Source organism: Candidatus Tisiphia endosymbiont of Stenodema calcarata (assembly GCF_964030695.1).
In the GTDB taxonomy this organism is placed as follows: Bacteria; Pseudomonadota; Alphaproteobacteria; order Rickettsiales; family Rickettsiaceae; genus Tisiphia.
Map to the genome: position 1 here is coordinate 995,672 of NZ_OZ034911.1, position 14,235 is coordinate 1,009,906.

Genomic DNA, 14,235 nt, shown 5'->3' on the forward strand with positions numbered 1-14,235 from the left:
AAAATCAACAGAAAATCAACTTATTTTAGACCGCTGCCTACGCAGGGCAGTTTAAAAGTCATAACTAATGATAGAAAATACTAAGTTATAAAAACAAATAGTTGTCATCGCGAGCCACAAAGTGGCGTGGCGATCCAAATAAACAGCTTGCTGTTTTATTTTTTGCCACTGCAACTTTTGGATTGCCACGTCACCGCTTTGCAACTTCTCGCAATGACATTTATGCATTTTAAAAAACAAATTTTCTATCATTAGTTAGGACTTTTAAACTGCCCTAGTGACATAATGATGGCAGGGATATAGACATGAATTATTTTTTTTAATTATAGAATGGTAAAATGATGACAAAAAAACAAAAATTCTTTAAAAATTTGCTGGCTAGTAGTGCAATCGCCTCGGTTGTAGCTAGCCTAGGCAGTAGTGGTGTGGCATTGGCGGCACCTAAGGCTGTTCGTGGTGCTGTAACTATACAGAATGCGGCTTTGACGGATGGTAATGTTAATGTGAATTGGCACGGAATTGATAACATCGGTCAACCTATAGCAGCAGTATATGATGTAGCTGCTGTGTGGAATGATCCTAATGTAGCAGATCGACAATTAGCAATCACCTATGGTGGTAATCATGCACTTGATGCTGACCACGCAGGTGCTATTATTACAGCTATCAACCTAGCTAACCATCAGCCCGGCATACTTACGGTTAGTCAAAATCTGTCAATCGGTTCTATAGTGCGTAATGCTGGTGGTGCTAATACGTTACCTATAAAGATAGTAGCTGGCCACACCGCAATTTTAACTGGTACTCCAGCTATTGCGGATAATCATGGCTTCAATGCAGACCCCAATACCTACACCGGCTTGGGTGATGTAGAGCTTGGTGGTAATGATCTTGCTGGTAATGCCTCAACCCTTGTAGTTCGTTCTTTTAATAATGAGGATATAGCTGTCGGCAATGTCTCGACTGCTGTGCATCAACAGGGCGTATTAACCTTCGAAACAGGTGGTACAGTTAGGCAGATTGGTGCTAATAATTTTTCTTTAGCAACCGTAAATATCGGTGCAAGACCAGTTACTTTAGGTGAGCATGTTTGGGCTGATAATACTAACCTTACTAATCCAGCGTCTGTACTTAATGTGAGACATAATGTAATAATCCATGGTAATGTAGTTAACACTAGTGGTGCTGTTGCTGGTGAATTAAACTTTCTAGAGGATGGTAGAGTAACTGGGACTATTGGTGCTGCTGGTGCTAATCATGCTTTAGCAACCGTAAATATCGGTGCTGGAGCACTTACTTTAGACGGTAATGTTTGGGCTGATAACACTAACCTTACTAATCCAGCGTCTATACTTCATGTGGGAGATAATGTGACAATCACTGGTAATGTAGTTAACACTAGTGGTGCTGTTGCTGGTGAATTACACTTTCTAGGGAATGGTAGAGTAACTGGGACTATTGGTGCTACTAATGCTTTAACAGTGGTTAATTTCGGGGGAACTGGAACAGGTGTTGTAGAGTTACAGGGTGCAGCCAATGCCACAAGTTTTAATATAAATAATGATAAGATTACTGTCAATGCTAGAGGTTTGGTGAAGGGTGATGTGACTTTTAATGGGACTGGTACGTTAAATGCTGATGCTGGGATTGAGGGTAATGTGAACTTCAAAGGTAATGATGGTATAATTACTCTAGGAGCTGGTCAGAGAATCGATGGTAATGTGGATAATAATAATGTTGGTGCTATTAAGGCTGGCATATTAAACTTCGCAGGAGTTGGTGAAGTAACTAGGAATATTGGTGCTACTCATGCTTTAGCAGAGGTTAATTTTGGAAATGCTGCTGGAGGAGGTGCTGTACAGTTAGGGGGTACAGCCACTGCTAGAAGGTTTAATATTAACAATGCTGCTGCTGATGTTACCGTTGCAGGTTTGATGAAGGGTAATGTGACTTTTAATGCGGATGGTACGTTAAATGTTGCTGCTGGGATTAGGGGTAATGTGCATTTTAACAGTAATGCAGGTACAATTAATTTGGCACATAATAATATAATCACTGGTGCTGTTACTGCGAGTGGAGCTGGTAAAGGAATATTAAACTTCGCAGGAGTTGGTGAAGTAACTGGGGATATTGGTACTATTGATGCTGCTAATCCTGCTAATAATAGGCTTATTTCTCAAATTAATATTAATGGAGCTAATGATGTTACATTAAGACAAAATGTCTATACTAATGCACTCAACTTTACTGCTGCTGGTACTGTAAAAATTGGTGGTAATTTTAGAGGAGAAGTTAATTTTGATCAACCTGGTGTTGGTGCTGTTAATGGAACATTAGAATTTGATGGTGTTGCTGGACCTTATGATTTCGACTCAACAATAGCAAATGGTGATCATGGTACTTTAAATGTTCATACTAACCTTACAGCCACAAATGCACAGATTGGAAAGATTAAAACCATAAATATAGGTACTATTGTTCCTGCTCCTCACACTCTAAAAATAGATGCTTCAAATGGTAATGTTAATCTTCTTGGTCGAGTTAATGATCCTGCTGCTCTTGCTGCTGTTGATCAAACTATTAATTTCTTGGACGCAGATTCGGTTTTGCATTTATATTCATCAAATGCTGTTAATAATACCATAACTTTTGCGGATAACTTACCAGGAGGAGCTGCTGGTCATGAAGGAATCGTGTTAATGGAAGGTAATGGGGTACTATTAACTGTGGAATCTGTTGGCGGAAAAAGCCTTGGTATAGTTGGTCAAGAGCTAAAGGAATTGCAAATTAAAGGCCCAGTCACTATCGCAGGAGGTGTTGCTAATGGACTTGATGTCCATGAAACGGACGCGTTGAACATTATGAAAGGGGCAATATTTACCGATAAAAGTACCACCTCTGCACAGATTGCAAATATTCATATTGGGGCGGATCCTGCTGGTGGTGCTGCTGTCGGTCCAGCAAATTATATACTTGATGCAGAACACATTGGTTTTAATTTAAATCCTCATGCTGCTAATCAGATTGTTTTTGACCATGCAGATGCTCAGTTAACTTTACGGAATAGTGCTGCTGACAATAAAACAATAACTTTGGTAAATAATTTAAATCCAGGTGCTGATGGTAAGGGTATAGTTGAGCTTTATTCTGCTGTGGCTGAAAAAACATTGACGATTGCTGGAGGAGGTAAATCTTTAGGTATTATTGGTAATAACCTAAAAAAGGTAATTTTTTCTGGTGCTGGTAAATTTGACACTCGGCAGATTACCATTCATAGCAAAAATATAGAATTAAATGCAAATGTAGTAGAACTGGGTGATGTTAATAGCAATATTTTATTTGCTACAAATACTGTACTTACCGCTGGTAATATTACAGGTAATGTAGATTTCCAAAATCATGATGGTACAGTTATATTGCAAGCTGGTAAGAGAATCAATGGTAGTGTAACTAGTACTGGTACTGGTGATGCTAAGGGAACATTAGTATTCCTAGGAATTGGTGAAGTAACAGACCCGATTACTAAATTAAAGATGTTAAGAGCTGGGGCAGGTGAGGTAAGATTAGCAGGTGGCAATTATAATATTACTGAAATTCAAGGTAATGGTAATAATAATTTAATTTTTGCTAATAACTTTAATTTAGAAGGTTCTATTAACTCAACAGGAGGAACTGCAGTTGGTTTAATATTCAAAGGCAACAATAGAGTTACTGGTGTAGTTGGAACGGCAACAAGTCCTGTTGGTACTATACAAGTTCAAGGTACTACCGTCTTTGGCGACAAAGTTCAAACTGCTAATGATCAGGACATCATAATATCTGCTGGGGCAACTGCTGAGTTTGCTAACAGCGTGACGACCCGTGATATTAAGGGAGCAGCTGACGGTCAAGGTACGGTTCAATTTAGTAATGCTGAAGCTATAACCGTTAATAGTGCAATAGCAGTAGATACTCTAGAAATAGCGAGAAAAGATGTAGAGATTACCCAAGCAGTTTCAGCGAATTATATTAGCTTCTCTAATACACAGGAGGCAACTTTAACTTTAAGGGGAACAAGTACTGTAGATAGTATTAGGACTGTTGGTAATAATGTTCATACTCTTGAATTGGCTGCAGATTTTACCACTAGAGATCAATATATTGGGTTAGAGAATAACAGGTTAAAATCTATTGAATTACTGGGTGATCATAAAATTACTATTAATAGTGGTGTCTATTCCGATATATCAACTAAAACTGATAATACTGGTAAAGTAGTTTTCAACTCGGATAGAAGCTTTGCTTATAATTTAGGAACAGATAAATTAAGATTGTCTGATGTAACCTTTGCTAATAATGCTACGGTAAAAGGTGATGTTTATTCTAAGCAAATAACAATTGCTAGTGATAAGACTGCAACTTTTGCTGGTACTACAAACAGAACTATATCTGTGCCAAACTTCACTGTAGATGGGTCTAGCCTATCAAGATCATTGAGAAGTTTTGCCTATAGTACACAAATTGTTTCGGATGAAATAAAAAATGAAGGTATTGCAAAATTTGATAAGGCAGTACTGGTTGATGCCAAAATTACTGGTGGTAAGGTAACGTTTGCCGATAATGTTTGGTTTAAACAAACTGCTGATGGGAAAGAAGTAAATTTTGCTGCAAATAAGTATGTAATATTAGAACAAAATATTAACTTTGCTAATATTAAAGCAGATCAAGCTAAGATAATTATATTACCTAAAACAGCCTCTATAACTGGTAATTTAGCAGCTAAAGATTTCACCGTAGATCTTGCAGCTAATCAATTAAAATATACTGGTCAGGCACAGCTGACAGGAAAGATAGAACTAGTTACTGCCTACGACACATCAAGTGGAGCAGGTGGTAATATAGAGGTTCAGAAAGATAGTAAATTGGATTTATCGAAAGCAGACGAGCTGACTATAAAAGTGAAAGCTCAGACTGATATTAACAAAATTCCTAAGGAGGGGGCTAAATATGTTGTGATTTCGTCAGTTAATGGTAATGGTCTTGTTGCAATTGATCATAGTAAAATTAAGCTTGACCCAACTGGTGAACAAAACCGTTTTGTACAGTGGTCCATGGATTCTAGCGATCTAAAACTATATATAACTGACATTTCTAAGGAAGTTATAGCTAAAGAAATTGCTGATAAATCCACATCACAGGAAAATCGGGAATTTTATACACAGTTGAATAATGTAACAGATCGTAATAGTTCTGCTGCTCAGTTCATGAACAATATAGGTCAGATGGATAAAGAGCATGCTATTCAAGCGATGGATAGAATATTGCCTGGTAATGAACATCCAATAGGAGAGAGCCTTGTAAGAAATCCAACATCTGAAATAATTGGAGGATTGATTGCTCAAGCTGATACCCAAATTACTGCAACAAGGATGGGAAATTCAGTACCTATGCAAAATGCTGCATCAGCTGTAGACTCTGAAAATGCTACATCAGCTATAGGCTCTGGTGATGATGATACGCTAAGGTATGGAGTATGGGGTAGTCCATTCTATGGTACTGCTTGCCAAGAAACGTATAAAGGAGTTAGTGGTTATAAATCGAAATCAGCTGGTGGAATAGTTGGATTTGATGGTTTAGTAAATGATAACCTGCTACTTGGTGCAGCTTATAGCCGAATTAACACACAAATGTCTCATCAGGATAAGAAAATTGGTGATAAAACTAACGGTAAGACTAATATCTTCTCCTTATATAGTTTATATAATCTTACCAATAATTGGTTTACTGAAGCTATAGCATCATATGGTATAACTAGGGTTAAGAACTCTGAAGGACGCCTAATCGCCACAACGAAGAGAAATGTTACTGCTCTAGAGACTGCTGCTGCTAAGTATAAATCTATCTCTTATAGTGGTCAATTACTTACAGGGTATAATTATATAGCTTCTGAAAAGTTAATGATTACCCCAACAATTGGGTTCAGATATTCGCAATTTAAGGATGCTGGCTATACGGAAACTGGTACAAAATTCCAAAACTTAGTTGTTAAGAAAAGGTCGTACAATAAATTTGAAGGTATTTTGGGGTTAAGAACTGCGGCAACCCTGAAGGCTAACAAAGTATTGTTAATACCAGAATTGCATGGTTACGTTAATCATGACTTCAAAGGAAAAGCACCAATTATTGATGCAAGGTTAGATGGGATAAATGAACCATTACCAACTAAATCAGTTAAACCTGTTAAGACCTTCTTCACTGTTGGTACTGGTTTCACTGCGAAATATAATATGATGGAATGTGGTATTATCTATAATGTTAACATTGCCAGCAAATATATTGGTCACCAAGGTAGTTTGAAGGTTAAAGTGAATTTTTAAGTAGCTTATCCTCAATTTAATGAGTGCAAAATACGCGAATTCGGGATAAGAATTAACTAATTCTTATCCCGAATGGGGGTAAAATGGGGATATAAGAGTATTTATGTCATGGCAATTGTCATAACATAAACACTCTTAGCCCCGGAATCCTTTAAGATTTTAGCACATTTGTTAATGGTAGTGCCAGTTGTCAATACATCATCTACTAATAATATTTTTTGACCTATAATTTGATATTTTTTATTGAATATAAGGCTATTTGATAAGTTTTTTTCTCGTTCTTTTTTAGATAAAAAAGTTTGGGATTTGGTCCATCTTGACTTAATTAATACGTCAGGACTTACCGGTTTTTTTAGTAGTTTGCTGATTTCTTGAGCCATAATCAAAGCAGGATTATACATTCTAAACAATCTTTTGAATCTATTCATTGGAACTGGAATAATCAGGTCAATATCTTGAAATTCGCTGTGATATTGTCTATAAAGTAATTTGCTGAAAGTTTTGGAGAAAATAGTTTTATCTTGATATTTAAAGGCATGAATTATTTCTTTGCTATGCTCATTAAATTTAATTAAGCTACGAGATACATCATACCAAGGTTTATGTTGAAAGCATTTTGCACAACACATATTATCTAAAATTGATATATCTAATCTACAACCACAAATATTGCAGTAAGGTTTTGTAATAAAATCAAGTTTCTTCCAACAATTTAGACAAAAACCCTCTTTAGTGGCAGTCATTTCAGCACAAGACAAACATCTTGCTGGCAAGATATAATCTATTAGGTAATTATACAATCTACTAATTTTGTACATTATTATAAAAGTAAACCTTTAGGCAATATCTCTAGTTAAATTTACCGGTCTACGAACACATGGGTTGCCAGTACTCGAAGAATCTGTTGATTCAATAGACACACAAGGGCTTTTAATCTCGTAAGGAGGACCAGGAGTGCATGATAATAATTGCAAGAGTATAACAAAAAACAGAGAAAATCTTAATAATTTTGTCATAATTGTCGTTTGGAATTAATTTTATTGTCTTAGATTCTATAGGAGGTTAACCTAGTTCGCAATATATCTCAAGTACATTTAATAAAAAATAAGTTTTAGATACAAAATACATAATAGCTTGTGGCATTTTTCCTGACAAGCATATATACTCTCTTCAAATGTTTGCAAGTAATAACCTAAGGAAACGATGGTAAGTACATCCTTCAAAGAAAGACCTCCTTATGCTAGAAAGTATAATAGCTGGCGTATTAGAATTTTATATTCAATAATTATTGGTTATTCAACATTCATATTTTGTCGTCAGAATTTTAATATTGCCATGCCTGCTTTAATGGATAATTTTGAGGTAACAAAAACTCAACTTGGCTGGATTTTAACAGCCTCTTCTATAGTTTATGGTGTAGGAAAATTGTGTAATGGATTCTTTAGCGATAGATCAAATGCTCGTATATTTATGGTGGTTGGTCTTGCCCTTGTAGGCATCATAACATTGTTATCTGGTTTCGCTTCTAGTATAACCTTACTGGGTCTTTTATGGATTCTGAATAATTGGTTTCAATCCATGGGATGGCCGCCTGCAACACGTATGTTGACTTATTGGTACGCTTCTAAGGAATTAGGAATGAAATGGTCTTTAGGGGCTACTTCTAATCAAATTGGCGGAGCAACTACTATGATAGTGTGTGGCTATTTAATAGACGTTTATGGTTGGAAAGCAGCATTTATAATTCCTGGAATAGTGGCATTATTAATATCGTTATTTTTATTTAATAGATTACGTAATTCTCCCAATGAGGTTAATTTACCCATAGTAGAAGAGTATAAAGAATGTGATATATCTCTTGGAAACAATGGTGATAATTTATTAACGCGTCAACTAATAAAAATTGTATTTTGTAATAGGTTAGTGTGGTATGTGTGTTTTGCTAATATGTTTGTTTATATTGTACGGTCAGGTGTAATTTTTTGGGCACCCGTATTTTTACGTGAACTAAAAAACGTTACTATTGCTCAAGCTGGTCTACAAGTTGCTTCTTATGATATTTTAGGTTTAATTGGTGGTGTTGTTGCTGGATGGATGTCAGACAAGCTATTTCAAGGACGACGTGGTCCAGTTGGTTCAGTATTTATGTTTGTTTTGGCTTTTACTCTTATTTTATTTTGGCAAATACCAAACGAGTATGAAATATTTAGCATGATTATTCTTGCTTTGGCTGGTTTTTTTGTATCTGGACCGCAAGTCTTAATAGGTGTTGCTACAGCAGATTTTACTAATAAACAAGCAGTTGGTACAGCTAATGGTCTTTCAGGCTTATTTGGTTATCTTGGTGCTGCATTGGCTGGGGTATGTGTTGGTTGGATTTCTGATAATTTAGGTTGGAATGGTGTTTTTTTATTTTTTATCTTTTCTGCTTTCTTGGGGGCAATACTTTTTTCCTTAACTTGGAATTATAGTTCTAGAAAAATTGCATAAAGTACCACTTTAACCATGCTATCAGAATTTGCTTGCCAAAAATATATAAATTTATATAAATATTAACAATAAATTAATAAAGGTTTACTGTGACTCAAGAATATACATTTTCAATGATTAAGCCAGATGCTACGAAAAGAAATCTAATTGGTAAAATTATTTCTTACTTAGAAAATACTGGACTAAAAATAGTAGCTCAAAGAATGACTATTTTAACTAGAGATCAAGCAGAAAATTTCTATGCAGAGCATAGGTCAAAGGCATTTTTTAATAGTTTAGTGGAATATATCATTTCTGGTCCAGTCGTCTTGCAGGTGCTTAAAGGGGAAAATGCTATTTTAAAAAATCGTAGAATAATGGGAGCTACTAACCCAAATGATGCTGAACTAGGCACAATTCGAAAAGATTTTGCAGAGAATATTGAGGCTAATAGTATCCATGGTTCTGATAGTTTAGAAAGTGCAGAAAGAGAAGTGAAATTATTCTTTACTAAAAAAGAAATTGTAGAATAACTTAAGTCTTATGAAATATAGCGTTGTAGTTATTGGTGGTGGTCATGCTGGTTGCGAGGCAGCTTCGGCTTCTGCACGTTGTGGTGTAGATACTCTTTTAATTACTCTGAAGCTAGATAATCTTGGTGAAATGTCTTGTAATCCTGCAATAGGCGGAGTGGCGAAAGGTACTCTAGTGAAAGAGGTAGATGCACTTGATGGGCTTATGGGTAAAATTATAGATCAAGCTGGTATACATTATAAGATGCTTAATGAAAGTAAAGGACCAGCAGTTTGGGGACCAAGAGCTCAAGCTGATAGAAAACTTTATAAAAAAGCTATGTATAATGCTTTAATAAATCATCCAAATTTGACAATTTTATATGCATCTGTAGAAAATATTGAAATCCAAGACTCTAGAGTGAAAGCATTGATTTTAGACGATGGTACGAGAATTGCATGTCAAAAAGCTGTGTTGACTACAGGTACGTTTTTATCTGGACTCATTCATATAGGACCTAAAAAAATCCCATCTGGTAGAGTGGGTGAAAGGCCATCATACGGCTTATCTAACACATTGAAATATCTAGGTTTTTCCCTTGGTAGGTTAAAAACTGGTACACCTCCAAGAATAGATGGGAGAACAATTGATTATAACGAAGTAGAAGTGCAGACTGGAGATGCCGTGCCACGCCCTTTCTCTGAACTTACAGATTCTATTAAGGTAAAGCAAATAAATTGTTTCGTTACTAGAACAACTGAACAAACTCATGAAATTGTTAGAAATAATTTAGATAAATCAGCTATGTATTCTGTACAAATCGAGGGCATAGGACCAAGATATTGCCCATCTATTGAGGACAAGGTTACTAGGTTTGCTAAAGCAAGTCATCAAATATTCTTAGAACCTGAAGGTTTGGATGACCATACGATATACCCAAATGGTATATCTACATCATTACCTGAAGATATACAACTAGCATTACTAAAGACAATTCCTGGTCTTAAAAAGGCTACAATGTTAAGACCAGCCTATGCAATAGAATATGATTATGTTGATCCTAGAGAATTAAAAGCAACTTTAGAAACAAAAAAAATTGAGGGGTTATACTTTGCTGGTCAAATTAATGGCACCACTGGTTATGAAGAAGCGGCGGGGCAAGGAATCATAGCAGGTATTAATGCAGCTTTATCACTAAAAAGTCAATCAAATTTTATTTTGACTAGAGCAGATGCCTATATTGGTGTTATGATTGATGATTTAATTACTCTTGGTACAGCAGAGCCTTATAGAATGTTTACTTCTAGATCTGAATATAGGCTTTCAGTTAGGGCAGATAATGCAGATTTAAGACTAACTCAAATGGCTATAGATTTTGGTATTGTATCTGATTTACGCAAAGAGATTTTTAACAAAAAATGTGAAGATATTCATAAGGCAGAAAATATTGTAAGAACTCTTTCTCTAACAACCACTAAGTTAGCTAATCTAGGCGTGTCTATCTCACAAGATGGTTCACACAAAACAGCCTTTGATTTGCTGGGATTACCAAATTTTGGTATCGATAAAACAATAGAAATTTTTCCAGAGCTTGTTTCATTAAATAGAAAACTTCTTCATTATCTTTGTATCGAATCAAGATATTCCTCTTATTTGACTAGACAAAATGCAGATATTCAATTATTTAAAGAAGAAGAATTAGAATTGTTAGATGATGATATTGATTATTTTAAAATACCAAGTTTGTCTATAGAGGTGCGAGAAAAACTACACCATCATAAACCAGCTACTATTGGTGCGGCTAGAAGAATATCCGGTGTTACTCCAGCTGCTTTAATAGCAATTATAATTTATATGAAAACAAGGCATAGAAATTAATGTATGACTGTGATAATATTTCACGTGAAACAATAGATGCTCTAGGAAAATATCAATCGTTAACATTGAAGTGGAATAAAACTATTAACCTCGTTTCTTGTAATACCGAACATGAGTTTTGGGTAAGACATATTTTAGATTCTTTGCAACTCATGAAGTACATAAATGACCACAATATCCATTTAGTAGATGTTGGTTCGGGTGGTGGATTTCCAGGGATAGTATTGTCTATTGCAGGGATAAAGAATGTTACTTTAGTGGAATCTGATATAAGAAAGTCTATTTTTTTATTGCAAGCTTCTAAAATTTCTAGTAACAAAGTAAAGGTGGTTAATCAACGAATAGAAGATGTTAAATTAGATTGTGATATATTAACTTCTAGGGCATTTGCTCAGTTAGAGAAAATATTTGTTTATACCAAACATATTAATGTAAAAAATAAATATTTATTATTTAAAGGTGAGCAGTATCACGAAGAAATTGAGAATGCCAAAAAGAGGTGGTCTTTTTGGTATTCGGTATATGATAGTGAGACTTCTAATAATAGTAAAATTCTAGAAATTAGTAATATACATGACAAAAATAGTTGCGATAGTTAATCAAAAAGGTGGAGTTGCTAAAACTACGACTACTGTAAATTTATCGACAGCTTTATCTGTAATGGATAAAAAAATTTTAGTAATAGATTTAGATCCTCAAGGAAATAGTAGCACTGGATTTGGTATAAGTCAACAAGATAGAAAGGTTACTATTTATCAGGTATTAACAGGTTCAAAGCCTATTGGAGAAGCTATAATACAAACAAATATTCCAAATTTACAATTAATTACATCTAATACTAATTTGTCTGGTGCCGAGTCGGATTTATTAAGTATAAAAAAGCGAGAATATTTATTATCAGATTTATTAAATAACTTAGTCGATGACTATGATTATGTTATGATAGATTGCCCTCCATCTCTTAATCTGCTAACAGTCAATGCGTTAGTTGCTTGTGATAATGTGTTAATTCCCATGCAGTGCGATTTTTATTCATTAGAAGGGTTAAGTCATTTACTAAAAACAATTGAAATTATAGAGAAGAATCTAAACCCAAAAATAAAAATCGCTGGTATTTTATTTACTATGTACGATAAACGCAATCTATTAACTGAACAAGTGGAAGAGGACGTTAGAAAATGCTTAGGAAGATTGGTATTTAAGACAGTTATTCCAAGGAATATAAAACTATCTGAGGCACCATCTTACGGTCAGCCAGCAATTATTTACGATCATAAATGTGCTGGCTCTATTGCTTACATGGAACTTACTAAAGAGATTTTAGGTAGAAATATATGAAAAACAAAGGTTTAGGTAAAGGGTTGTCAGCTTTGCTTGGAGAAGAGGTTTTTACTATAGAGAAAGATGAATTAGTAAAAATTATAGATATCGACAAAATTGAAGCTAGGAATAATCAACCAAGGAAAAAATTTGAGTATGATAAAATAAAAGAATTAGCCGATTCCATAAGTAATAATGGTTTGTTACAACCAATTATTGTTAGTTCAATTAGCGAGGGGAGATATAAAATTATAGCTGGTGAGAGACGTTGGCGTGCTTGTAAGATAGCTAAGGTTAGTGATATTCCTGCGATTATAAAAGATTTAAATGATAAAGAGATTATAGAAATAGCTCTAATTGAAAATATTCAAAGAGAGGAATTATCGGTTATAGAAGAATCAGAAGGATTTGAGCGATTAATAAAAGAGTTTGGTTATACACAAGAGCAACTAGCAGGAAAACTTAGCAAAAGTCGTAGTCATATAGCGAATTTATTAAGGCTAAATCAATTGCCACAATCTATCAAAGATAAAATAAATGATGGTTTTTTAACTATGGGACATGCAAGATGTTTAATTAATCATGAGCAGGCTGAGATAATAGCTAATCATATTATTGAGAATGATTTAAATGTTCGTCAAACTGAAGATATGGTAAGAAACTGGTCCAAAAATGAATATACAAAAGCACCAGAACATGAGAAACGTGTAGGAAAGAAATTCCTAAAAGAAGGTAGTAAAGATAATGATTTACAGTTATTAGCTAAATCATTGTCAGAAAGATTTAATATAAAAGTAACTATTGAAGACTATCCAATTGGTGGAAAATTAATATTTCACTATAATAGTTTAGAGGAACTTGATTCAATTTTGTCGAGGTTAAATTAAATGCAAATTTTTTTAGATAGTGCTGATATTAAAGAAATTGATGAGATTAACCAATTGGGTATCATTGATGGTATAACTACTAATCCTTCTTTGATGTCTAAGACAAAAGATGATTTTGGATCAACCATTATTAAGATATGTAAGATAGTACGCTCTGATGTTAGTGTAGAAGTAGCTGCCAATGATGTTGACACTATGATTAGCCAAGGTAACAAAATTTTAGGAATATCAAGTAATATTGTTATCAAATTACCTATGACATGGAATGGTATTAAAGTGTGCCAGTATTTTGCAAATAAAGGCAAGAAAGTAAATATGACACTATGCTTTTCGGTTAATCAAGCTCTTATCGCTGCAAAAGCTGGAGCATATTATGTATCACCTTTTATAGGTAGGCTTGATGATATAGGTCAGAATGGTATGAGTTTAATAAGAGATATAAGACAGATGTATGATAATTATCAATATCAGACAAAAATCTTAGCGGCATCTATAAGAAACCCAAACCATGTTTATCAATCTGCTATGTATGGAGCTGATGTTGCTACAATGTCTAGTAAAATTATCAAACAATTATTAGATCATCCACTAACAGATTCAGGTTTAGAGGTTTTTAATAGAGATTGGGCTAAATCTAGATTAAAGTTTTAATAATTAAAAAGGTGAATATATGAAAAAAACTCAATCTAGTTCGCTTGCCCCTCATTTTCAAATCCAATTCTCCAAATCATTCGAGTATACTTTATATTACAAAAACTATAAAATTAATTCATGTATATTAAGGTTAATTTTTCCACCAACTATTTATAAAG

General features: G+C 34.4%; 10 protein-coding genes. 8 read left to right on the top strand and 2 right to left on the bottom strand.

From position 1 onward, the window contains the following. Positions 1-341: 341 nt before the first annotated feature. A complete protein-coding gene (locus ACQH1W_RS04550) occupies positions 342-6,356 on the top strand; it encodes an autotransporter domain-containing protein (RefSeq protein WP_425360957.1) in 6,015 nt (2,004 codons plus the stop codon). A gap of 101 nt (positions 6,357-6,457) precedes the next feature. Here the strand turns inward: ACQH1W_RS04550 and ACQH1W_RS04555 are convergent, their stop codons facing one another. Both ACQH1W_RS04555 and ACQH1W_RS04560 read right to left on the bottom strand, forming a co-directional pair. After that, complete coding sequence (locus tag ACQH1W_RS04555) at positions 6,458-7,174, bottom strand: ComF family protein (protein ID WP_341762851.1); 717 nt, start codon at positions 7,172-7,174, stop codon at positions 6,458-6,460. Positions 7,175-7,192: 18 nt separating this feature from the next. Continuing rightward, positions 7,193-7,372 (bottom strand): DUF2706 domain-containing protein, encoded by a 180-nt coding sequence (locus tag ACQH1W_RS04560; protein WP_341761563.1) that lies wholly within the window; start codon positions 7,370-7,372, stop codon positions 7,193-7,195. 187 nt (positions 7,373-7,559) lie between these two features. Between ACQH1W_RS04560 and ACQH1W_RS04565 the strand changes: the two genes are divergently transcribed. The 7 genes from ACQH1W_RS04565 (at position 7,560) to fsa (ending at position 14,074) form a co-directional block, all read left to right on the top strand. Continuing rightward, on the top strand, positions 7,560-8,846 hold the full coding sequence (locus tag ACQH1W_RS04565) for an MFS transporter (RefSeq protein ID WP_341762852.1): 1,287 nt from the start codon (positions 7,560-7,562) through the stop codon (positions 8,844-8,846). An 89-nt stretch (positions 8,847-8,935) separates the two neighbouring features. Continuing rightward, complete coding sequence (gene ndk, locus ACQH1W_RS04570; protein ID WP_341761565.1) at positions 8,936-9,358, top strand: nucleoside-diphosphate kinase; 423 nt, start codon at positions 8,936-8,938, stop codon at positions 9,356-9,358. Between the two features lie 10 nt (positions 9,359-9,368). Further along, positions 9,369-11,216: a tRNA uridine-5-carboxymethylaminomethyl(34) synthesis enzyme MnmG gene (gene mnmG, locus ACQH1W_RS04575; protein ID WP_425360958.1), complete on the top strand. Its 1,848-nt coding sequence runs from the start codon at positions 9,369-9,371 to the stop codon at positions 11,214-11,216. Beyond that, positions 11,216-11,815, top strand: a complete 600-nt coding sequence (gene rsmG, locus ACQH1W_RS04580) for a 16S rRNA (guanine(527)-N(7))-methyltransferase RsmG (RefSeq protein ID WP_341761566.1) — start codon at positions 11,216-11,218, stop codon at positions 11,813-11,815. Before mnmG ends, rsmG begins: the two co-directional genes overlap by 1 nt. Continuing rightward, positions 11,790-12,554, top strand: coding sequence for a ParA family protein (locus tag ACQH1W_RS04585; protein WP_375332604.1), 765 nt, complete (start codon positions 11,790-11,792; stop codon positions 12,552-12,554). The genes rsmG and ACQH1W_RS04585 overlap by 26 nt, the downstream gene beginning before the upstream one ends. Beyond that, positions 12,551-13,423: a ParB/RepB/Spo0J family partition protein gene (locus ACQH1W_RS04590; RefSeq protein WP_375332605.1), complete on the top strand. Its 873-nt coding sequence runs from the start codon at positions 12,551-12,553 to the stop codon at positions 13,421-13,423. The genes ACQH1W_RS04585 and ACQH1W_RS04590 overlap by 4 nt, the downstream gene beginning before the upstream one ends. Continuing rightward, on the top strand, positions 13,424-14,074 hold the full coding sequence (gene fsa, locus ACQH1W_RS04595) for a fructose-6-phosphate aldolase (protein ID WP_341762855.1): 651 nt from the start codon (positions 13,424-13,426) through the stop codon (positions 14,072-14,074). Positions 14,075-14,235 lie beyond the last annotated feature (161 nt).

Bases quoted from the DNA above. Each gene is read 5' to 3' on its own strand.
- ACQH1W_RS04550 (WP_425360957.1), top strand. From the start codon at position 342: ATGACAAAAAAACAAAAATTCTTTAAAAATTTGCTGGCTAGTAGTGCA.
- ACQH1W_RS04555 (WP_341762851.1), bottom strand. From the start codon at position 7,174: ATGTACAAAATTAGTAGATTGTATAATTACCTAATAGATTATATCTTG.
- ACQH1W_RS04560 (WP_341761563.1), bottom strand. From the start codon at position 7,372: ATGACAAAATTATTAAGATTTTCTCTGTTTTTTGTTATACTCTTGCAA.
- ACQH1W_RS04565 (WP_341762852.1), top strand. From the start codon at position 7,560: ATGGTAAGTACATCCTTCAAAGAAAGACCTCCTTATGCTAGAAAGTAT.
- mnmG (WP_425360958.1), top strand. From the start codon at position 9,369: ATGAAATATAGCGTTGTAGTTATTGGTGGTGGTCATGCTGGTTGCGAG.
- rsmG (WP_341761566.1), top strand. From the start codon at position 11,216: ATGTATGACTGTGATAATATTTCACGTGAAACAATAGATGCTCTAGGA.
- ACQH1W_RS04585 (WP_375332604.1), top strand. From the start codon at position 11,790: ATGACAAAAATAGTTGCGATAGTTAATCAAAAAGGTGGAGTTGCTAAA.
- ACQH1W_RS04590 (WP_375332605.1), top strand. From the start codon at position 12,551: ATGAAAAACAAAGGTTTAGGTAAAGGGTTGTCAGCTTTGCTTGGAGAA.
- fsa (WP_341762855.1), top strand. From the start codon at position 13,424: ATGCAAATTTTTTTAGATAGTGCTGATATTAAAGAAATTGATGAGATT.